This is a genomic window from Kitasatospora sp. NPDC048715 (genome assembly GCF_043198905.1).
GTDB classification, from domain to species: domain Bacteria; phylum Actinomycetota; class Actinomycetes; order Streptomycetales; family Streptomycetaceae; genus Kitasatospora; species Kitasatospora lactacystinica.
In genome coordinates, this window is sequence record NZ_JBICVH010000001.1 from 769,190 (window position 1) to 791,027 (window position 21,838).

The following is a 21,838-nucleotide window of genomic DNA, read 5'->3' on the forward strand; positions in this document are numbered from 1 at the left end:
CCGGCGTTCACCTTCACCGTTCAACTATCAGTAGAATTTTGCAGAATGCAAAGATTGCCTTATAACTGAGGCATGATCGAGGCCCGCCATCTGCGCGTCCTGCGTGCCGTCGCCCGCACCGGCTCCTTCTCCGCCGCCGCCCGCGAGCTGGGGTGTACGCAGCCCGCCATCAGCCAGCAGATGAAGGCGCTGGAGAAGTCGGTGGACACCCCGCTGGTGGTCCGCTCGGGCCGCGGGATGCAGCTCAGCGAGGCCGGCCGGGTCCTGCTCAAGCATGCCACCGGAATCCTCGCCGGGCTCTCGGCCGCCGAGGAGGAGGTGGCCGCGATCGCCGGGCTGCGGGCCGGGCGGGTGCGGCTGGTCTCCTTCCCGACCGCGAGTTCCACCCTGGTGCCGCCCGCGGTCGCCCGCCTGCGGGACGGCCATCCGGGGGTGCGCGTGTCGCTGGTCGAGGCGGAGCCGCCGGAGTCGCTGGCGATGCTGCGCGGCGGCGAGTGCGAGATCGCGCTGGCCTTCCGCTACCCGCAGTCCGACGGCGCCGTCGCGCTCCCGGCGCCGGCCCACGGCACGCCGCGCGAGGCCCGGGCCGAGGCCAATCTGGAGGCGCAGCAGCTGACCGCGGGGTCCGACTGGTCCGATCTGGTGGTCACCCCGCTGCTGGACGACCCGCTGGTGGGCCTGCTGCCCGCCGGCCACGGGCTGGCGGGGCGGGGCGGGGCGGTGGGGCTGGCCGAGCTGGCGGGGGAGCAGTGGATCGCCGGCTGCCCGCAGTGCCGGGGGCACCTGGTGGAGCTGTGCGCCGGGGCGGGCTTCGAGCCGCGGATCGACTTCGCGACGGACGACTACCCGGCGGTGGTCGGCCTGGTGGCGGCCGGGCTGGGGGTGGCGGTGCTGCCCCGGCTGGCGCTCCGGTCGGTGCGTCCTGACGGCGTGTCGACGGTGCCGGTGCACACGGCCTCCGGGGCGCCCGCGGTTCGCCAGGTGGTCGCGCTGACCCTGCCGGACCTGGCGGAGGTGCCGGCCGTGGCGCTGATGCTGGAGCGGCTGGCGGGGGCGGCCGCCGATCGCTGACGGTGGGTGACGGGGCCGCGGGGGTCCGGTACGTAGGGTGAGCCAGAAGGCTGAAGCGCCGCGAAGGAACGTTTCTTCACGGCGCTCACGGAGTCGGGTCTAGCGCTGGGCGACCGCCGGCGGGGCCAGCGGGACCTCGACCAGTCGGTGCCGCGAGCGCCCCAGCATCTCCTCGCGCTCGTCCTCGGTCATCCCGCCCCAGACGCCGTACGGCTCACGGACCGCCAGCGCGTGCGCCGCGCACTCGGCGATCACCGGGCAGCGCATGCAGACCTCCTTGGCGCTGGCCTCGCGCGAACTGCGCGCGGCCCCGCGCTCGCCCTCGGGGTGGAAGAAGAGCGAGCTGTCCACGCCACGGCAGGCTGCGGAGAGCTGCCAGTCCCAGAGGTCCGCGTTGGGACCGGGGAGGCGGGAGAAATCTGCCATGGCTCATTCCCTTCAGAGGCTGTCGGCCGTCGGCCGGGCGTTCGGCGGGGCTGCTGCCGAGCGGTGCGGCGGGGCTTCGATGCACTGGTGTGGACACCTGGAAATATGACTTAAGGCAACTCCATGGACAAGTCACCCACACACTGGCACAACAGTCAATGACCATACGAAAGCTATAAAAACGGGCATAGTGGGCAAGGGCCCCGCCGGGCGCGGGCGTGGCAATCGGGTGGCCGACGGGCGCGCGACGTGCCGAATCGGTGTGCGGGTCGTACGCCCACCGCGCGCGAGCTGCGCAAAAGTGCGGCGTGTGCACCGCGATGCGGCTGATCGGTAATGGGTTGGCCACGTACAGTGGTGGAGATGGCCCCGAAGGCCGTAACTCATTCGAGTGACGGTCGTTGGAAGTGCGGAGGCGGTTAGCGGGCGCCGGACGTCGGGAACGATCGCGGGCAGGTTGGGGCGATCAGGACGGAGTCTGTCGCCGATCGGCCGTGTCGGAGAGGTTCGTACCAGCCAGGAGGCTCAACGTGACGCGGATCAGCTGCGGAGGACGACGGTCATGACTTCCGTTCTCGTTTGCGACGATTCCCCGCTCGCCCGCGAGGCGCTTCGCCGCGCGGTCGCGACCGTACCCGGTGTGGACCGGGTCACCACCGCGACGAACGGGGAGGAGGTCCTCCGCCGCTGGGTGGCCGACCGCTCCGATCTCGTTCTGATGGACGTCCGGATGCCCGGCCTCGGCGGGGTCGAGACGGTCCGGCGGCTGCTGTCCGCCGACCCCGGCGCGCGGATCATCATGCTCACCGTCGCCGAGGACCTCGACGGCGTCGCGCTCGCGGTGGCCGCCGGCGCCCGCGGGTACCTGCACAAGGACGCCTCGCGCGCCGAGCTGCGGGCCACCGTCACCCAGGCCCTCGCCGACCCGACCTGGCGGCTCGCCCCGCGCCGGCTGCGCAGCCCCGACATGGGCGCGGCGCCGACGCTGACGGCGCGTGAGATCCAGGTGCTGGAGGGCATGAGCCACGGCCGCAGCAACGCCGAGATCGGCCGTGAACTGTTCCTCTCCGAGGACACCGTCAAGACCCACGCCCGACGGCTGTTCAAGAAGCTCGGGGCCTCCGACCGGGCGCACGCGGTGGCGCTGGGTTTCCGCTGGGGCCTGGTCCGCTGACCACCGGCGGCGCCGCCGGGTGCGGCGTGCCGCCGGCGGTTCCCGGAGCGGGTGCCGCACAGGCGTGTGACGTTACGGTCCCGAGGTTGCACCATGGAGGAGTGGAGCACCTCGGGGACCAGCGGACAGGCACTGCGGCGAACCACGCAGCCGCAGGACACTCGGCGGACGGCGCGACGGACGGGACCACCACCGATCGCGGCGGGGCGGGAGGCGGCACGGTGCAGGAGGGGCCGGTGGTGCGGGGCACGCCCTACGGTGCCGCAGCGCATAACGTTCCGGTGCACAACTCCGGACGCGGTGCCGCGTTTTCCCGCTCGACCAGGCACCATGGACCGATGCGCGACGACGTCGCCGGTACGGCCGGCCAGGCGGACCCGGCGGAGGCCGAGCCCTCCGGTCCGGGCCGTGATCCGTCGTACGCCGACTCCGACGGTCCCGTCGGCATGACCGGCCCGGACCGCCCGCCGGTGCTCGGCACGGGCGGCTCGCCGCTGATGGGCGAACTGGTCGCGGCCGCGGTCCGCGGCGAGGGCCCGGCGATCGACGCGCTGCTCGCCTACGTCCACCCGCTGGCGCTGCGGTACTGCCGCGCCCGGCTGGTCCGGCTGCCCGGCGGGGCCCGGCACCACGTGGACGACGTCGCGCAGGAGGTCTGCGTGGCCGTGCTCTGCGCGCTGCCCCGGTACAAGGACCAGGGGCGCCCGTTCGAGGCCTTCGTGTACGGGATCGCCGCGCACAAGATCGCCGACCTCCAGCGGGCCGCGATGCGCGGACCCGGCTCGACCGTCGTGCCGCAGGACGACCTGCCCGAGGTGCCGGACGAGGCGCTCGGCCCCGAGGAGCAGGCGCTGCTGAGCAGCGACGCCGCCTGGGCGAAGGAACTCCTCTCCAACCTGCCGGCCCGTCAGCGCGAGCTGGTGCTGCTGCGGGTGGCCGCCGGGCTGTCGGCGGAGGAGACCGGCGAGGTGCTCGGGATGTCGCCCGGCGCCGTCCGGGTCGCCCAGCACCGGGCGCTCAGCCGGCTGCGGGCCCTCGCGGAGGAGTCCTCCTGATCGGGTCCCCCGATCCGGCCGCCCGTCCCGATCCGCACTCTTTCCACCGTTTCCGGGCGGAATGAGCCACGGGGCCGGGTTGTTGTCAAGGGCACACGAGGACACATTCGCGGTGCCAGTACCATGGGGTATCGGCGCCTGGGCGGGTTGCCAAAGTTTGACGGGTGCGCTCTGGGTCCCCTTGGAGGATCCTCCCATTGCATCCGGCTTCGGCGGTCTGCGCGAGTGAGCGATGAATGCGCCCCCACCCTCGGGCGTGAGCGGATAAGGCCGGCCACGGAAGGTACCCCCCAAATGTCTTACAACGCCGCAGGCGTACCCGAGAAGTTCGCGATGCTCGGGCTCACGTACGACGACGTGCTGCTGCTGCCCGGGGCCTCCGAGGTGCTGCCGAACCAGGTGGACACCTCCTCGCGGGTCTCCCGGAACGTGCGCGTCAACATCCCGCTGCTGTCCGCGGCGATGGACAAGGTGACCGAGTCGCGCATGGCCATCGCCATGGCCCGCCAGGGCGGCGTCGGCGTGCTGCACCGCAACCTGTCGGTCGAGGACCAGGCCAACCAGGTCGACCTGGTCAAGCGCTCCGAGTCCGGCATGGTCACCGACCCGATCACGGTCGGCCCGGAGACCACCCTGGCCGAGGCCGACGCGCTGTGCGCCAAGTTCCGCATCTCCGGCGTGCCGATCGCCGACGAGGCCGGCAAGCTGCTCGGCATCGTCACCAACCGCGACATGGCCTTCGAGTCGGACCGCAGCCGCCAGGTCCGCGAGATCATGACCCCGATGCCGCTGATCACCGGCAAGGTCGGCATCTCCGGGGTGGACGCGATGGCCCTGCTGCGCCGCCACAAGATCGAGAAGCTGCCGCTGGTCGACGACGAGGGCCGGATCAAGGGCCTGATCACCGTCAAGGACTTCGTCAAGGCCGAGCAGTACCCGAACGCGGCCAAGGACGCCGAGGGCCGGCTGCTGGTCGGCGCCGCCGTCGGTGCCAGCGCCGAGGCGTTCGACCGGGCCCAGGCCCTGGTCGAGGCCGGTGCGGACTTCCTGGTGGTGGACACCTCGCACGGCCACAGCCACAACGCGCTGGCCTGGATCGCGAAGATCAAGTCGGCGGTCAAGATCGACGTGGTCGGCGGCAACGTGGCCACCCGGGACGGCGCCCAGGCGCTGATCGACGCCGGCGTGGACGGCGTCAAGGTCGGCGTCGGCCCCGGCTCCATCTGCACCACCCGCGTGGTCGCCGGCATCGGCGTCCCGCAGGTCACCGCCATCTACGAGGCCGCCCAGGCCTGCCTGGCGGCCGGCGTGCCGGTCATCGGCGACGGCGGCCTGCAGTACTCGGGCGACATCGGCAAGGCGCTCGCCGCCGGTGCCGACACCGTGATGCTCGGCTCGCTGCTGGCCGGCTGCGAGGAGTCCCCGGGCGAGCTGATGTTCATCAACGGCAAGCAGTTCAAGTCCTACCGCGGCATGGGCTCGCTCGGCGCCATGCAGTCCCGCGGCCAGGGCCGCTCGTACTCCAAGGACCGCTACTTCCAGGCCGAGGTGGCCTCGGACGACAAGCTCGTCCCCGAGGGCATCGAGGGCCAGGTGCCCTACCGCGGCCCGCTGTCGGCCGTGCTGCACCAGCTCGTCGGCGGTCTGCGCCAGACCATGGGCTACGTCGGCGCCGCCACCGTCGCCGAGATGGAGAGCAAGGGCCGGTTCGTCCGGATCACCTCGGCGGGCCTCAAGGAGAGCCACCCGCACGACATCCAGATGACCGTCGAGGCGCCGAACTACTCGGCCCGCTGACCCGCTGAACCCCGAAGGGCCCGCTGCCGCACCGCGGCGACGGGCCCTTCGGGCTGCCCGGCGTGCGTCGGGGGTGCGGCGCGGGGGCGCGGCTCCGGACGCGGCCGGAGGCCTCCGGGGCGTGTCCGGGCCGTGGGCCGTCGGGGCGGGACCAGCGGCGGTACGGGATACTGGGGTGCGGCCGGGGTGACCCGGCGCGGGCATGAGCAACAAAGCAGAAGGGCTCGAAGTGACTGAGATCGAGATCGGGCGAGGCAAGCGCGGCCGACGGGCGTACGCCTTCGACGACATCGCCGTCGTCCCCAGCCGCCGTACCCGGGACCCGAAGGAGGTCTCGATCGCCTGGCAGATCGACGCGTACCGCTTCGAGCTGCCGTTCCTGGCCGCCCCGATGGACAGCGTGGTCTCGCCGCAGCAGGCCATCCAGATCGGCCGCCTCGGCGGTCTGGGCGTGCTGAACCTCGAAGGCCTGTGGACCCGCTACGAGGACCCGCAGCCGCTGCTGGACGAGATCGCCGCGATCACCGACGAGTCCACCGCGACCCGCCGCCTCCAGGAGATCTACGCGGCGCCGATCCGCGCCGAGCTGATCAAGCAGCGGATCCAGGAGGTCCGCGACTCCGGTGTGGTCACCGCCGCCGCGCTCTCGCCGCAGCGCACCGCCGAGTTCTCCAAGGCCGTGGTCGACGCCGGCGTCGACGTCTTCGTCATCCGCGGCACCACCGTCTCGGCCGAGCACGTCTCCAGCGCCGCCGAGCCGCTCAACCTCAAGCAGTTCATCTACGAGCTGGACGTTCCGGTGATCGTCGGCGGCTGCGCCACCTACACCGCCGCGCTGCACCTGATGCGCACCGGCGCCGCCGGCGTCCTGGTCGGGTTCGGCGGGGGCGCCGCCCACACCACCCGGAACGTCCTGGGCATCCAGGTGCCGATGGCGACCGCCGTGGCCGACGTGGCGGCCGCCCGTCGCGACTACATGGACGAGTCCGGCGGGCGCTACGTGCACGTGATCGCGGACGGGGGCGTCGGCTACAGCGGGGACATCCCGAAGGCGGTCGCCTGCGGCGCGGACGCGGTGATGATCGGGGCCGCGCTGGCCCGCGCGACCGACGCCGCGGGCAAGGGGTTCCACTGGGGGATGGAGGCCGTCCACGAGGAGCTGCCGCGCGGCAAGCGGGTGAACCTCGGCGCGGTCGGCACCACCGAGGAGATCCTCACCGGGCCTTCGCACACCCCGGACGGGACCATGAACCTGTTCGGTGCGCTGCGGCGCGCGATGGCCACCACGGGGTACACGGAGCTCAAGGAGTTCCAGCGGGTCGAGGTGACGGTGAACCCGGCGCTCGACCACCGCTGACGGGTGTCGACGGAGGCCCCTGCCGGGAATCGGCGGGGGCCTTCGGGGTTTTCGGGGGGCTTGCGGGAGGGGCGCCGGCGTCAGCTCCGGGTGGCGGTGCGGCGGGTGAGGAGGAAGCCGCCGATGAGGGCGATGGTGTAGAAGGCGGCGTCGAGGGGGCGGAGGTCGGCGCGCCAGGCGGTGACGGTGTCGTGCAGCAGGCCGTGGGGGGCGGGGCCCTCGGCGCGCAGGCGGCGGAGGTGTTCGATCAGTTGGCCGAGGAGGAGGGCGCCGGCGGCGAGGAGGGCGCCGAGCGGGGGGAGCGAGCGGCTCTTGCCGCCGAGGCGGCCGAGGGGGAGGGCGACCAGGCCGGCCGGGGCGATGGCCAGCCAGCCGAGGCTGTCGGCGGCGCGCAGGGGGGCGCTGCCGTAGGCCAGGCCGCCGATCAGCATGGCGAGCAGGGCGAGGGCCACGGCCAGGGCGGTGCGGCGGCGGGGGACGGGCCGGAGCGGGGGTTCGGTGGGTTCGAAACCGGCCACGGGGGCACCGGGCATGCCGGGGGCGACGTAGCCCTCGGGGGCGGCCGGGGGCGGCGCGACCGAGTAGTGCTCGGCGGTGCGGGGCCGGGTCGATGGGCCGTCAGTGCCCGGCGCGGGTGCGGTCATGGGCGTCGAATCCCCCCGGAAAGACGATGAGCTGCCGAACGGTAGCAGTGGTTCGGGCAGATCTTGGCGAGTTTTCGATCACAGATCGAGCACGGAGCGCCGCGCCCGTTCCGGTTCGTCCCGGCTTGTGGCGGGGGCGGGTGGTCGCGGGCCCTCCGGACAGGAGATGATGGAGGCTTGGGCGTCCGGGCCCCAGGTCGGGCCGACGTGCCGTCACCACGACCGCCAGCAGCACATGGGGGAACGTTCCGAATGACCCAGGCGAAGGGTTCCACCGGCCGCCTCCTGGCCGGCCGCTACCGCCTGAACGGCGTGCTCGGGCGCGGTGGCATGGGCACGGTCTGGCGCGCCGAGGACGAGATGCTGGGCCGGACCGTCGCGGTCAAGGAACTGCGGATGAACGCCAGCGTCGACGAGGAGGAGAAGCACCGGCTGATCACCCGGACGCTGCGCGAGGCCAAGGCGACCGCGCGGATCCGGCACAGTTCGGCGGTGACGGTCTTCGACGTGGTCGACGAGGACGACCGGCCGTGGATCGTCATGGAGCTGGTCGAGTCCCGCTCGCTGGCCGACGTGGTGCGGGAGGACGGGCCGCTGGAGCCCGCCCGGGCCGCGGAGATCGCGCTGGACGTGCTGGGTGTGCTGAGCGCGGCGCACGCGCTGGGCATCCTGCACCGGGACGTCAAGCCGTCCAACGTGCTGATCGGCGAGGACGGCCGGGTGGTGCTCACCGACTTCGGCATCGCCAGTGTGGAGGGCGACGCCTCCGTCACCTCGACCGGGATGCTGGTCGGCGCGCCCTCGTACATCTCGCCGGAGCGGGCCCGCGGGCAGAAGCCCGGGCCGCCGGCCGATCTGTGGTCGCTGGGCGGCACGCTGTACGCGATGGTCGAGGGCCGGCCGCCGTACGACCGGGGCTCCGCGCTGGCCACGCTGACCGCGGTGATGACCGAGGACCTGGCGGCGCCGGTGAACGCCGGGCCGCTGCGGCCGGTGATCGAGGGGCTGCTGGCGAAGGACCCGGCCGAGCGCCTGGACGCCTCGCAGACCCGGTCGATGCTCAAGCGGGTGGTCGCGGAGTCCACCGCGCGGGCGGAGTCGACCACCGAGCACGCGGTGCCGGTGGAGAAGGCGGCGCCGGAGCCCGCGAAGCAGGAGCCGGAGCAGGCCGAGGAGGGCCGCGAGCGGCCCGTGGCCGGGCTGCTGGGGACGGTCCGGGTCGGCAGCCGGGCCCAGGACGAGGAGCCCGTCGAGAAGCCGGCCGGGGAGCCGGAGGCGCCGGAGCCGGAGTCGATCCGGCCGGTGACCAGTGAGTGGACGATGGGTGCGACCCAGGCGGCCGGGGCCGATCCGCGCACCGGTCGGCGGCGGCTGGCCATCGCGACCGTGATCGTGGTGCTGCTGCTGATCGCCGGGGTGGTGGCGGTGCTCCGGATGGTCGGCAACGAGGACGGCGGGTCGGGCGGCGGGGCCGCGCAGAGCGCGGGGGCCACCGCGCCGGCGGCGGCGGGTACGGAGCCGGAGTCGAGCCCGCCGGCGGCGCCGCCGGCGGGCGGACCCGCGCCGCAGCCGACCGGCGACCCGGCCGCGGTGCCGGACGCGCCCGCGCAGTCGGCCGGTGCGCCGGCGGCTCCCGTGCAGCCCCCGGCACCGGTCCAGACCCCGGCGCAGCCCACGCCGGGGGGCGTGCCGGCCGGGTACCACGAGTACAAGGACCCGAGCGGCTTCTCGGTCGTGCTGCCGGACGGTCTGCAGCCGGCCTCGTCCGACGCCAACCGGCGGATCTTCAAGAACGCGGCGGACGGCAGCCAGCTGCGGATCGAGTGGACCACGTCGCCCGGTGCGAGCGCGGTCGCCGACTGGCAGGAGTCGGAGCCGAGCGTCCGCGGTCAGGTCACCAACTACCAGCGGCTGAACCTGGCGGCGATCACCTACCGGCAGTGGAGCAACGCCGCGGACTGGGAGTGGACCAACGGCACGCCCAGGATGCACTCGCTCAACCGCGGCTTCGTGACCGGGACCCCGGCCAAGTACGGGTACTCGATCTACTGGATCGTCCCGGACGCCGAGTGGGCCGCCCAGGCCCCGGTCCGGGACGTCGTCTTCAACAGCTTCCAGCCCGCGCCGTAGACGGGCTCTAACCGATCAGGCGTTGCTTGGCGCGGGTGAACTCGTCCTCGGTGAGGGCGCCGGAGGTGCGCAGGGCGGCCAGCCGTTCGAGCTGGTTGATGAGCTGTTCGCCGGTGGCGGCTCCGGCCGGTTCGGCGGGCAGGGCCTTCGGGGTGTTGCGGGCGGTGCGGGCGGCGGCCCGGAGCCGCTCGGCGAAGAACTCGGCCTTGACCACGTCCTCGAAGCGGTGCGAGCCGGTGAGCGCCACCACCAGGAGCACTTCGCCGTTGAGCTTGGTGCGGGTCACGGTGACGTCGCTGACGGCGGCGAGCGGAACCGGGACCGGCGGCTTGCCGTCCTTCAGGAACAGGAGCCGATGGGTGGTCAGCACGAGCACTCCCTTGCGGAAGTGCTCGGGGTGGCGCCCGGCGGTGGAGGCGACCGGTTTCTCGCCGTCGATGACGGTCGCCTCCATGGCGCGGACGGCCTCGGCCTGGTTGGCCTTGCTGCTGTTCCCGGACGCCTCGAGGGCGGTGTCGATCAGATCGGTCCAGTCCATGGATCGAGCCTAAGGGAGCCGCTCAGTAGGCTGGTCGGCGAGCGAGAGGAACTGGCATGCGAGGCGGCCCCGAGCTGTTGCTGGCGGGACGGTACCGGCTGACGGACCGTCCCGGACCGCTGAGCGCCCACGCGGTGGACGAGCGGACCGGAGAATCGGTGCTGCTGAGCGCCCTGGAGCTGCCGGGGCTGCTGACGGTGGGGCAGGATCCGGAGGACGCCGCCGCGGCGCAGGCGGACCGCCTGGTGCGGCGGGTGGCGGCGGTCGGTTCGGCCGCGCCGGTCGCGCACCCGCGGCTGCTGCGGGGGGTCGGCGCGTTCGTCGAGGGCGAGCTGCTGTGGACGGTGGAGGAGCGGCCCGCCGGGTGGACGGTGGCCGAGCTGCTCGCCGAGGGGCCGCTGCCGCCGTACCGGGCGGCCGAGTTGGCGGCGGACCTGGCCGGCGCGCTGCGGGCGCTGCACGCGGCCGGGCTGACCCACGGCGACCTGACCGCGGAGTCCGTGCTGGTCTGCGAGGACGGTGCGGCGATGCTCGGCGGACTGCTCGCCGGGGTGGCGCAGGAGGCGCTGGCCGAGGAGCTCGGCGGGCCGGCCGGGCGGCGCCGGTACGAGGTGCGGGCGACCCTGGTCGGCCCGGTGGCGGAGCGTTGGCCGCTGGACGGCGGCCCGGCGGGCGACTGCTGGGCGCTCGGGGTGCTGGTGCAGCGGATGGTCACCGGCCGCGCGCCGTACCCGGAGCGGAACGTGCCGGAGCTGGTGACGGCCGTACGGGACGGGCGGCGCGAGCCCTCGGTGGTGTGCGGGCCGCTCGGGCCGCTGGTGGAGCGGCTGTTGCAGGCCGATCCGGTGCGGCGGCCGACGGCGGAGGCGGTGCGCGGGGAGCTGGCGGAGCTGCTGGCGGGGGCGCCGGAGCCGGTCGACGAGGAGCGGGCGGCGGCGGTCGCGGTGCCCGCGCCGCCGGAGTCGCGGCAGCCGCGCCGGCGGGGCGGGAGGACCGGGCGCCCCGGGGGCGGCAGGAGTGCCCGAAAGGGCGGGAACGGCGGGGACTTCGGGGCAGGAAACGGTGCGAAGCCGCCCCGGATACCCCCGGCCCTATTGGGCCCGCTGTTGGTCGGTGGAGTGTTTGCGCTGCTCGCGCTGGGAATTGTCGCGGTGGTGCTGTTCGCGGGCTGACGATCCGCCGGGATTCCGGTCCTGCGGTTCAGCGGGTGGGCGTGATTACCCGGGGCGGCAAGGTGCGCCTAATGTGTGCGTGGGATTTGTTCGAACAGTGGTCTGCACCAGGCCCTCCGTCGCTGTGACGGCTGGCGGAGTGTGTGGGGGAGCGGGCGCAGATGGGCGTGCAGGACCGGCCGGAGGCGGCCGAGGCGGAGCGGTTGCTGGCCGGGCGGTACGAGCTCGGCGAGCGGCTCGGCCGGGGCGGCATGGGCACCGTCTGGCGGGCCTGGGACCGGATGCTCGACCGCGAGGTCGCGGTCAAGGAGCTGACCGTCAACCACCTGCCCGAGGAGGACCTCCAGATCCTGCACACCCGGATGAAGCGCGAGGCCAGCGCGGCCGCGCGGATCAAGCACCCCGGTGTGATCACCGTGCACGACGTGCTGGAGCAGGACGGCCGGCCGTGGATCGTGATGGAGCTGGTCGACGGCCGCTCGCTGGCCGACGTGATCAGCCAGGACGGCACCCTGCAGCCGCGCGCCGCCGCCGAGGTCGGCAGCCAGGTGCTGGCCGCGCTGCACCGGGGCCACCAGCTGGGCGTGCTGCACCGGGACGTGAAGCCGGCCAACGTGCTGCTGGAGCGCGGCACCGGGCGGGTGGTGCTGCTGGACTTCGGCATCGCGAAGTACGAGGGCTCGACCGAGCTGACCCGGCCGGGGGACCTGGTCGGGTCGCCGGACTACCTGGCGCCGGAGCGTGCCCAGGGCCAGCGGCCCGGGCCGGCCTCCGACCTGTGGGGCCTCGGGGCGACGCTGTACGCGGCGGTCGAGGGCCAGTCGCCGTTCCGGCGGGATTCGCCGATCACCACGCTCGCCGCGGTGGTCGACGAGCCGCTGCCGGAGTCGCGGCGGGCCGGGCCGCTGGGGCCGGTGCTGGCCGCGCTGATGGCCAAGGACCCGGCCGAGCGGCCCACCGCGGACGAGGCGGCCAGGATGCTGGCCGAGGTGCAGGCCGGGCACACGATGGGCCTGAAGTCGGTTGCGGCGGTGCGCACGCCCACCCGGTCGGTGCCGGTGGTGGACCGCAGCGACGGCCCGGTGCCCGAGGCGGAGCCGGCCGAGGGCTCCGAGGAGCCGACCGAGCCGAAGGCCGCCGCACCCGCCGCGCCCGCCGTCCCCGTCGTCCCCGTCGTCCCCGCCGTGCCCGCCGAACCGGACACCACCGGGGGCGCACAGGCCGCTGCCCGGGCGCACACCGGGCCCATCGCGCCGGTGCCGCACTCCGTCACGCCCGAGCGGGGACCGGCCAAGCGCCGCAGCCTGCTGAAGATCGTCGGCATCGCGGTGGCCGTCGGCCTGCTGGCCGCCGCGGGCACCTTCCTGGTCACCCGGCACGTGGTCGGCGGCGACAGCCCCAACGACCCGACGCCGACCGCCGCGGAATCCACCGGGCCCGAACCCACCAGCGACGCCACCCCCGCGGTGGCACCGCCCAACGGCTACCACTGGGTCGACGACCCGGCCGGCTTCCGCTTCCCGCTGCCGAACGGCACCCCGCCCTGGCAGCGGATCAGCGCCGGCGACAACCAGATCTTCTACAGCCCCGACGGCAAGGTGCACTACCTCCAGTTCGCCGTCACCGTCGGCCAGTCGGTCAAGCCGCTGGAGCACATGCGGCAGATGGAGGCCAGCGTCTCCAAGTCGCTCAAGGACTACAAGCAGCACCGGATGGCCGGCACGGCGGTGAAGGGCCAGGAGGCGGCGGTCTGGGAGTTCAGCTACCTGGCCAAGGAGGGCGGCCGCCGGCGCGCGATCGAGACCGAGTTCATCAGCCAGGACGGCACCAGCTACGCGATCTACTCGTCCAGCCCGGAGCGGGGCAGCGAGTGGAACGAGGCCGAGCAGCGCTTCTACGCCGTGCTCAACAGCTTCACCCCGACCCGCTGACCGGGGCCGGTCGAGGCGCCCGCTTTCACCCGACTGCGGCAGATTCTTGTTACCGACGGGTACCGGACCGGGCGCCGAACGCCTAGGCTGCGCCGTATGTCGGACCTCACAGCAGACGCAGTGGCCACCGAACACCCCGGCACGGGCAACCCGGCGGCACCCGGCGGCGCGCGGACCGTCGCCGCGGCCGTCCCGCCGTCCCTGGTCGCCAAGCTGGCGACCGGCGTCACCGCCACCGGCGAGCCCGACCTGGTGGAGACCGTCGCCCCGCTGACCGGCGAGCGGCTGGCCAGCCTGCCGCAGTCCACCCCGGCCGACGTCGAGGTCGCCTTCCAGCTGGCCCGCCGCGCCCAGACCGCCTGGGCCGCGCTGCCGGTGCGCCGCCGGGCCGCCGTCCTGCTGCGCTTCCACGACCTGCTGCTCAAGCGGCAGGACGAGGTGCTGGACCTCGTCCAGGCGGAGACCGGCAAGGCCCGGCTGCACGCCTTCGAGGAGGTGCTGGCCGTCGCCATGGCCGCCCGGCACTACGGGCGGGCCGCGCACGGATACCTCCGGGACAAGCGGCGCGGCGGCGCGCTGCCGGTGCTCACCCAGGCCGTCGAGGCCCGCCGGCCCAAGGGCGTGGTCGGCCACATCTCGCCGTGGAACTACCCGCTGGAGCTGTCCGTCGGCGACGCCCTGCCCGCCTTCGTGGCCGGCAACGCGGTGGTCAACAAGCCCGACACCCAGACCGCGCTGACCGCGCTGTGGGCCCGCGAGCTGCTGATCGAGGCCGGGCTGCCGGCCGACCTGTGGCAGATCGTGATCGGCGACGGCCCGGTGATCGGCCCCGCCGTGGTGGAGCACGCCGACTACGTCTCGTTCACCGGCTCCACCCGTACCGGCCGCGACGTCGCCCAGCGCGCCGCCGCCCGGCTGGTCGGCGCCTCGCTCGAACTCGGCGGCAAGAACGCCATGCTGGTGCTCGCCGACGCCGACCTCGACGCGGCCGCCGCCGGCGCCGTGCGGGCCTGCTTCTCCTCCGCCGGACAGCTGTGCATCTCGATCGAGCGGCTGCTGGTGCACCGCTCGGTGGCCGACGAGTTCCTGGAGCGCTTCGCCGCCCGCACCCGGGCGCTGCGCCTCGGCGGCGGCCTCGCGTACGGCGCCGACATGGGCTCGCTGGTCTCCGTCCGCCAACTGGAGACCACCACCCGGCACGTCGACGAGGCGGTCAAGGCGGGTGCCACCGTGGTTGCCGGCGGACGGGCCCGGCCGGATCTCGGTCCGTTCTTCTTCGAGCCGACCATCCTCGACGGCGTCACCCCGGACATGGCGGTCTGCGCCGAGGAGACCTTCGGCCCGGTCGTCTCCGTCTACCGCTTCGACACCGACGAGGAGGCGGTGGCCGCCGCCAACTCCACGCCGTACGGCCTCAACTCCAGCGTCTGGACCAGGGACCTGCGGCGCGGCCGGACGGTCGCGGCCCGGCTGCGCACCGGCACGGTCAACGTCAACGAGGCGTACGCCGCCGCGTACGGCTCGATCGCCTCGCCGATGGGCGGGATGGGCGATTCCGGGCTGGGCCGCCGGCACGGCGCCGAGGGCATCCTGCGCTTCACCGAGGCGCAGACCATCGCGACCCAGCGGCTGATGCCGATCGCGCCCTCGTTCGGCCTGGACGACAAGCAGTTCGCCGCGGTGATGACCGCCGGCCTGCGGGCGCTCAAGGCGCTGCGCTTCAAGTAGGCCCGCTTCACGTGGGCCCGCTTCACGTGGGCCCGCTTCACGTGGGCCCGCTTCACGTGGGCCCGCTCACGTGGGCCCGCTTCACGTAGGCCCGCTTCGCGCGGGCCCGGGCGGCGGGCCGGGCCCCGCGGTGCGCGCGGGCCCGGCCTGCCGCCCCACAGACAGGTTCACCCGGCGAAGGAGCGGTGGCAGATGGTGCAGTCCGGCGGTGCGGCGGAGTTCGACTACGACGTGGTGGTGGTCGGGTCCGGCTTCGGCGGTTCGGTCGCGGCGCTGCGGCTGACCGAGAAGGGCTACCGGGTCGCCGTCCTGGAGGCCGGGCGGCGCTTCGACCGGGACGAACTGCCCAGGAACTCCTGGGACCTGCCGAACTACCTGTGGGCGCCGCGGCTCGGGCTGTACGGCATCCAGCGCATCCACCTGCTGGCCAATGTGCTGATCCTGGCCGGCGCCGGGGTCGGCGGCGGCTCGCTGAACTACGCCAACACCCTGTACGTGCCGCCGAAGGCCTTCTTCGAGGACCGGCAGTGGCGCCACATCACCGACTGGCAGCAGGAGTTGGCGCCGTTCTACGACCAGGCGCAGCGGATGCTCGGGGTCCGGCTCAACCCGACCCTCACCCCGTCCGACGTCCACCTCAAGGCGGCCGCCGAGCGGATGGGCGTCGGCGACACCTTCCACATGGCGCCGGTCGGGGTCTTCTTCGGCGACGGCGAGGACGCCGGGGGCACCTCCCGGACGGAGTCCGGGGGAGGCGCGGCCGAGGCGGCCCCGGGGGGCGAGGTGGCCGACCCGTACTTCGGCGGCGCCGGCCCGGCCCGCAAGGCCTGCGTGGAGTGCGGCGAGTGCATGACCGGCTGCCGGCACGGCGCCAAGAACATGCTCACCGAGAACTACCTGTACCTGGCCGAGAAGGGCGGCGCGGAGATCCACCCGCTCACCACGGTGGCCCGGATCCGGGAGATCGGCGGGGCCGACGGGGACCGGGGCTTCGCCGTGGACGTGCGCCGCACCGACGCGCGCTCGAAGACCGACCGGGTGAAGGCGGGCGCGCGGACCATCACGGCGGCCCGGGTGGTCGTCGCGGCCGGCACCTACGGCACCCAGTCGCTGCTGCACCGGATGCGGGACGGCGGCCACCTGCCCCGGATCTCGGAGCGGCTGGGCGAGCTGACCCGGACCAACTCCGAGGCCCTGGTGGGGGCGCAGACCACCGACCGGCGCTACGGTGCCAAGGCGGACTTCACCAAGGGCGTGGCGATCACCTCCTCGATCCACCCGGACGCCAACACCCACATCGAGCCGGTCCGCTACGGCAAGGGCTCCAACGCGATGGGCGCACTGTCCATCGCCCAGGTCAGGGGCGGCGGAACGCTCCCGCGCTGGCTGCGCTACCTGGGCAACTCGGCGCTCCACCCGGTGACCTTCGCCCGCTCGATGAACCAGCGCCGCTGGTCCGAGAAGACGATCATCGGCCTGGTGATGCAGTCGCTCGACAACTCGATCACCGTCTCGCTGAGGAAGGGCCCGCTCGGCAAGGCCCGGCTCACCTCCGCCCAGGGCCACGGCGAGCCCAATCCGACCTGGATCCCGGCGGCCGAGCGCGGTGCCCAGGCGCTGGCCGACGAGATCAACGGCTTCCCCGGCAGCACCGTCGGCGAGATCTTCGACATCCCGATGACGGCGCACTTCCTGGGCGGCTGCCCGATCGGCGACGCCCCCGGGACCGGCGTGGTGGACCCGTACCACCGGCTGTACGGCTACCCGGGGATCAGCGTGGTGGACGGTTCGGCCGTCTCCGCCAACCTGGGCGTCAACCCCTCGCTCACCATCACGGCCCAGGCCGAGCGCGCCCTGTCGATGTGGCCGAACAAGGGCGAGGCGGACCCGCGCCCGGCCCAGGGCGAGGAGTACCGGCGGGTCGCGGCCGTGGCGCCGGTGCGGCCGGCCGTGCCCGAGGGCGCGTTCGGCGCGCTGCGGCTGCCGCTGCTGCCCGTCCCGGAGGTCCCGAAGAAGCGCGGCTGAACCCGGTCCGGAGGGCCAATCCGCCTGCGCCGGTTCCCGGTTGACAGCCGTTCGGGTCCGATGGGATAAACGGGCTCCCTGGGGCGGCCAGGAACTCGTCGAGCGGGGGGAACGCGGGCCATGGCCAACTGCACATCGTGCGGGGCGACTTCGGCGGAGGGGGCGCCCGCCTGCGGGGCGTGCGGCCGGCCGTTCGCGCCCCCGGCCCCGCCGACCGCCCCGCCGAGCGCCGTCCCGCCGGCCGTCCCGCCGGCCGTCCCGCCGACAGCTGTCCCGCCGCCACCGCCGGGTGCGGCTGCGCCCGTGCCGCCGCCCGTGCCGCCGCCCGGGTACGGGCCGCAGCCGGAGTACGGGCCGCAGCCGGGGTACCGGCCCGCGGCCGCGGCCCCGCCCGCCCTGGGCAGCTGGGGCGCCGGGCAGTCGTACGACAGGCAGCCCGCCCTCCAGCGCCTGCTGACGGCCGCGGACTGGCGCCCGGCGGCCAGGGCGGCCGTCGCGCCGACCCTCGTCCTGCTGGCCGTGGCGCTGATCGCGGCGGTCCCCAGCGACTACCAGTACCAGTACCGGTTCGAGGCGCCCGGCTTCGGCGAGCGTTTCGGCGCGATGCTGTCGATGACCCTGAACGCGCTCGGCGCGCCGTTCCGGCTCGCCTACCAGAGCTCGGTGGGCCGGGGCCCGGACGGCTGGACCGAGACCGTCCGGGTGCTGCCGATGACCGTCACGGTCCTGTGGTGCCTGGCGCTCTGGCTCGGCCTGCGGGCCGGGCTGCGCCGGCGCAAGGCGGCCGAGGGCCAGCTGACCCGGGGCCAGGCCGCCGCCGAGGCGATGCGCACCGCGGCGGTCCTCGCGGCGGTGAGCCTGGCGCTCGGCCTGGTCGGCGGTACGGACTGGAGCCCGGACGGCCGCGGCGTGAAGTCCGACTACTTCGACTCCCGGGGGAAGCCGGAGCTGCTGGTCACCGCGGACTCCGGCTGGCTGGAGGCGGTCGCCTGGACCGTGGTGCCGGCCGCCCTGCTGGCCTTCCTGGTGTACGGCACCGACGCGCTGCGCTGGGCGGCCTGGCGCAGCCGCTCGGTGCGCGGCTGGGCGGTGGCCGCGCTGACCGCCGGCCAGGCGCTCGCGGTCTCGGTGGGGCTGTCCTCGGTGGCGGCCTTCCTGCTGGTCGCGCTGAACAGCGACGACGGGGCGTTGACCGGGGTCTCGCTGGCCTTCCTGCCCAACCTCGGCCTCGGCCTGCTCGGCTTCGGGTCGGGGGCGGGCTTCCGGACGCACACCGGTCTGTCCGGTGACGGCGGCGGCTCGTGGCGCGACCGCAGCAACGACACCGAGTTCTCCTTCTTCGACCTGCGGGACCTGAGCGCCGACTGGCGCTGGGCCGGCCTGGCCGCGCTCGTCGCGGCGGGCGTGCTCGGCTGGGCGGCGTACCGGCGGCGCCTGGACGCGACCGACCGGCTGCGCCTGGCGGCCCTGCACGCCGGGGCGCTCACCCTGCTGATGGCGCTCTCCGGGGCGCGGCTGGTGGAGACCACGTCCATGACGGGCTGGACCGAGACCGCCCGGATGGAGTTCTCCCAGGAGTCCTCGGCCGGGCTGGTGTTCCTGGGCACGCTGGTGGCCAACGCGGTCTGGGCGCTGGTCGGCGCCCTGCTGGTGCCGCCGCTGCTGGTGGCCGTCCGCGACCGGGGCGCGGGCGCGCCGAACGGCGCGGTGCCGTACGCCGAGTCCCCGTTCGCCCGTGCCCAGGGCGGCGCGCCGCACCCGGCGGCGGTGCCGCCGCAGGTGCCGTACGCGACGCCGCCGCACGGCGTTCCGGCGCAGCAGGGCGGTCCGGTGCCGGGGTACGGCGGGCCGGCGCGGGCCGTCGTGCCGCAGGACGCGCCGTTCGACTCCGGCGGCGGGGTGAGCGAGGTGCTCGACTCGCACGAGGAGCCGCCCGCCCCGGCCGGCGGGGCGCCGGTGCCCGGCGCGGTGCCGCCGCCCCCGGCCGAGGAGCCGGTCGACCCGAGCGTCTGGCGCAAGCACCCCTGACCCGGGCGGCGGTCGGGGTGCCGGCGGCCGGGAGCACGGTGCCGGAGGTCGGGAGCACGGGGAAAGGGCAAAGGGCCCCGCGGGGGAACGGGGCCCTTTGTCGTTCAGCACTCGGCGTCAGGGCCGCGCCGGTGCTGGGGTGACGGCGCCGGGGGAGGAGCGCCGTCGTGTCGGTCGGCTTCGGGTGCGCCGCGCGGCTCCGGCGTGGGTGGCCGGCCGTGCGGGGCGCGCACCTCCGTGCGCGGCGGGTCGGCACGCAGGTCTGCGCCGGTCCCACGCTCACGGAGCGTGAACTGACAATCGCTGCCACCGCCCTGCGGCGCGGCTGCGGAGAACGCCGTCGCGGGCCTCCTCGGTGGGCCGTGAGGCGCCGGGAGAACCGCTTACAACGAGCATCGTGCTGGACGAGGGGCTCGCTCTGCAACCGGTTCGGCACAGTTCGGCACAGAGCATTTCCCGGCGGGGCCGCCGTCGATGATCACGGTGCGTAGTGGTCCGGATGGTTGTGGCGCACGGGGACGCGCGTAGCGGCACGAGGTGGACGGGGGAGTGCGCCCGGGCGCGCACCGGAACGGACCGGGGGTGCGACGGCCGGTCCCGGGCGTCCCCGGACTCCGGCCGTCCCACCTCTCGGCCCAGTCGCGGCCGGGGTCGCTGTCCCCTGCTCGCCGGCCGCGGCACCCGCGCACGGTCCCACGGAGCCGCGCGCCCGGCGGACCGGGCGGCGGCACCACGTGCGCCGGTGGACTGGGGTGGAGCTCCACGCGTGGTCCTGCTGCCGTACGGTGCCCCCGCGGGGGCGGGCGGCGCGCCTGGCGGACGCGGCGCGGCCGTACGTTCGTCAGAAGCAACGAACCGCGGCCCCGCCCGGTCACGGTTCATTGGACGGGCAGACGAGTGAAACCGGACAGCCCGGTAGAATCGGTGTCCAGACACCCCACACCGTCCGCCGCAGCCGCAGTCCCGCCGGGGAGGCGGCCACGCGTGACACCTCGATACCGCTGCCGGAAGGCCGTCTGTGTCCTCTGCAATTCCCGTCCAGTCCGCGCCGGACAACGACCCCGTCCTGGTGGTCGACTTCGGCGCCCAGTACGCCCAGCTCATCGCCCGTCGGGTGCGTGAGGCGCGGGTCTACAGCGAGATCGTGCCGAGCAGCATGCCGGTCGCCGAGATGCTCGCCAAGAACCCCAAGGCGATCATCCTCTCCGGTGGCCCCTCGTCGGTCTACGAAGACGGCGCGCCGCAGATCGACCGCGCGATCTTCGAGGCCGGTGTCCCGGTCTTCGGCATGTGCTACGGCTTCCAGCTGATGGCCAAGAGCCTCGGCGGCACCGTCGACAACAACGGCGCCCGCGAGTACGGCCGCACCCCGCTGACCGTCTCCCGCACCGGCTCCACCCTGTTCGAGGGCGTCCCGGCGCAGCACTCGGTGTGGATGTCGCACGGCGACGCCTGCTCCGCCGCCCCGGAGGGCTTCGCCGTCACCGCCTCCACCGACCTGGTCCCGGTCGCGGCCTTCGAGAACGACGAGGCCCGGCTCTACGGCGTCCAGTACCACCCCGAGGTGCTGCACTCCGACCACGGCCAGCAGGTCCTGGAGCACTTCCTCTACCGCGGCGCCGGCATCGCCCCGACCTGGACCACCGGCAGCGTGGTCGACGAGCAGATCGCCCTGATCCGCGAGCAGGTCGGCGACAAGCGCGCGATCTGCGGCCTGTCCGGCGGCGTGGACTCCGCGGTCGCGGCCGCCCTGGTCAACAAGGCCATCGGCGACCGGCTGACCTGCGTCTACGTCGACCACGGCCTGATGCGCAAGGGCGAGACCGAGCAGGTCGAGAAGGACTTCGTGGCCGCCACCGGCGTCCAGCTGAAGGTCGTCGACGCCGCCGAGCGCTTCCTGAACGCGCTGAAGGGGGTCACCGACCCCGAGGAGAAGCGCAAGATCATCGGCCGGGAGTTCATCCGGGTCTTCGAGCAGGCCCAGGCCGAGATCGTCGCCGAGGCCGGCGAGCAGGGCGAGTCGGTCGACTTCCTGGTCCAGGGCACCCTGTACCCGGACGTGGTGGAGTCCGGCGGCGGCACCGGCACCGCCAACATCAAGTCCCACCACAACGTCGGCGGCCTGCCCGAGGACCTCCAGTTCCAGCTGGTGGAGCCGCTGCGCAAGCTGTTCAAGGACGAGGTCCGGATGGTCGGCCAGGAGCTGGGCCTGCCGGAGGAGATCGTCCAGCGCCAGCCGTTCCCGGGCCCGGGCCTGGGCATCCGGATCGTCGGCGAGGTCACCGAGGAGCGTCTGGACCTGCTCCGCGACGCCGACGCGATCGCCCGCGAGGAGCTGACCGCGGCCGGTCTGGACCGCGAGATCTGGCAGTGCCCGGTCGTGCTGCTCGCCGACGTCCGCAGCGTGGGCGTGCAGGGCGACGGCCGCACCTACGGCCACCCGATCGTGCTGCGCCCGGTCTCGTCCGAGGACGCCATGACCGCCGACTGGTCGCGCCTGCCGTACGACGTGCTGGCGAAGATCTCCACCCGGATCACCAACGAGGTCCGCGACGTGAACCGCGTCGTCGTCGACGTCACCAGCAAGCCGCCGGGCACCATCGAGTGGGAGTGATCACTCCCGCCGGCCGCCGGGACGCTTCTTCGTCCTGAGGCCGATGCCTGAACGGTCGCGCCGTCGTTCCCGTACTGGAGGGAGCGACGGCGCGACCGTTTGCGGTGCGGGCGTCGCTCTCCGGGAGGACCTCCCACCGAAAGCGGCC

Annotated in this window: 15 protein-coding genes; 12 read left to right on the top strand and 3 right to left on the bottom strand. The window is 74.2% G+C overall.

Going from position 1 to position 21,838, the window contains the following annotated elements; translation table 11 throughout:
• The first annotated feature begins 72 nt into the window (after nt 1-72).
• Complete coding sequence (locus tag ACGFSC_RS03615) at nt 73-1,071, top strand: LysR family transcriptional regulator (RefSeq protein WP_359897485.1); 999 nt, start codon at nt 73-75, stop codon at nt 1,069-1,071.
• Between the two features lie 99 nt (nt 1,072-1,170).
• Here ACGFSC_RS03615 and ACGFSC_RS03620 read toward each other — a convergent pair whose 3' ends face one another.
• Nucleotides 1,171-1,497: a WhiB family transcriptional regulator gene (locus ACGFSC_RS03620; RefSeq protein ID WP_049654358.1), complete on the bottom strand. Its 327-nt coding sequence runs from the start codon at nt 1,495-1,497 to the stop codon at nt 1,171-1,173.
• Between the two features lie 562 nt (nt 1,498-2,059).
• Here ACGFSC_RS03620 and ACGFSC_RS03625 point away from each other — a divergent pair.
• The 4 genes from ACGFSC_RS03625 to ACGFSC_RS03640 all read left to right on the top strand — a co-directional run bounded on the left by ACGFSC_RS03625 (nt 2,060) and on the right by ACGFSC_RS03640 (nt 6,880).
• On the top strand, nt 2,060-2,671 hold the full coding sequence (locus ACGFSC_RS03625) for a response regulator transcription factor (protein ID WP_014136228.1): 612 nt from the start codon (nt 2,060-2,062) through the stop codon (nt 2,669-2,671).
• A gap of 446 nt (nt 2,672-3,117) precedes the next feature.
• Nucleotides 3,118-3,726 (top strand): RNA polymerase sigma factor ShbA, encoded by a 609-nt coding sequence (gene shbA / locus ACGFSC_RS03630; protein ID WP_380356914.1) that lies wholly within the window; start codon nt 3,118-3,120, stop codon nt 3,724-3,726.
• Nucleotides 3,727-4,020: 294 nt separating this feature from the next.
• Complete coding sequence (gene guaB / locus ACGFSC_RS03635; protein ID WP_359897484.1) at nt 4,021-5,523, top strand: IMP dehydrogenase; 1,503 nt, start codon at nt 4,021-4,023, stop codon at nt 5,521-5,523.
• Nucleotides 5,524-5,752: 229 nt separating this feature from the next.
• Complete coding sequence (locus ACGFSC_RS03640; protein WP_359897483.1) at nt 5,753-6,880, top strand: GuaB3 family IMP dehydrogenase-related protein; 1,128 nt, start codon at nt 5,753-5,755, stop codon at nt 6,878-6,880.
• Nucleotides 6,881-6,960: 80 nt separating this feature from the next.
• Here ACGFSC_RS03640 and ACGFSC_RS03645 read toward each other — a convergent pair whose 3' ends face one another.
• Nucleotides 6,961-7,524, bottom strand: coding sequence for a hypothetical protein (locus tag ACGFSC_RS03645; RefSeq protein WP_359897482.1), 564 nt, complete (start codon nt 7,522-7,524; stop codon nt 6,961-6,963).
• A gap of 252 nt (nt 7,525-7,776) precedes the next feature.
• Here ACGFSC_RS03645 and ACGFSC_RS03650 point away from each other — a divergent pair, with 252 nt between their 5' ends.
• Nucleotides 7,777-9,654, top strand: a complete 1,878-nt coding sequence (locus ACGFSC_RS03650; protein ID WP_392862321.1) for a serine/threonine-protein kinase — start codon at nt 7,777-7,779, stop codon at nt 9,652-9,654.
• A gap of 7 nt (nt 9,655-9,661) precedes the next feature.
• Here ACGFSC_RS03650 and ACGFSC_RS03655 read toward each other — a convergent pair whose 3' ends face one another.
• Entirely contained in the window at nt 9,662-10,192 is a 531-nt protein-coding gene (locus tag ACGFSC_RS03655) for an SHOCT domain-containing protein (protein WP_359911231.1), read from the bottom strand.
• Nucleotides 10,193-10,248: 56 nt separating this feature from the next.
• On the opposite strand from ACGFSC_RS03655, the gene ACGFSC_RS03660 reads away from it, so the two are divergent.
• The 6 genes from ACGFSC_RS03660 (at nt 10,249) to guaA (ending at nt 21,690) form a co-directional block, all read left to right on the top strand.
• Entirely contained in the window at nt 10,249-11,364 is a 1,116-nt protein-coding gene (locus tag ACGFSC_RS03660; RefSeq protein ID WP_359911234.1) for a protein kinase, read from the top strand.
• Nucleotides 11,365-11,525: 161 nt separating this feature from the next.
• The gene (locus tag ACGFSC_RS03665; protein WP_359911237.1) at nt 11,526-13,295 is read left to right on the top strand and encodes a serine/threonine-protein kinase; all 1,770 of its coding nucleotides are present in this window, start codon (nt 11,526-11,528) and stop codon (nt 13,293-13,295) included.
• 96 nt (nt 13,296-13,391) lie between these two features.
• A complete protein-coding gene (locus ACGFSC_RS03670) occupies nt 13,392-15,023 on the top strand; it encodes a succinic semialdehyde dehydrogenase (protein WP_359911240.1) in 1,632 nt (543 codons plus the stop codon).
• 192 nt (nt 15,024-15,215) lie between these two features.
• Nucleotides 15,216-17,048: a GMC family oxidoreductase gene (locus ACGFSC_RS03675; RefSeq protein ID WP_359911243.1), complete on the top strand. Its 1,833-nt coding sequence runs from the start codon at nt 15,216-15,218 to the stop codon at nt 17,046-17,048.
• Between the two features lie 303 nt (nt 17,049-17,351).
• Entirely contained in the window at nt 17,352-19,076 is a 1,725-nt protein-coding gene (locus ACGFSC_RS03680; protein WP_359911246.1) for a hypothetical protein, read from the top strand.
• 1,018 nt (nt 19,077-20,094) lie between these two features.
• On the top strand, nt 20,095-21,690 hold the full coding sequence (guaA, locus tag ACGFSC_RS03685) for a glutamine-hydrolyzing GMP synthase (RefSeq protein WP_359911249.1): 1,596 nt from the start codon (nt 20,095-20,097) through the stop codon (nt 21,688-21,690).
• Nucleotides 21,691-21,838 lie beyond the last annotated feature (148 nt).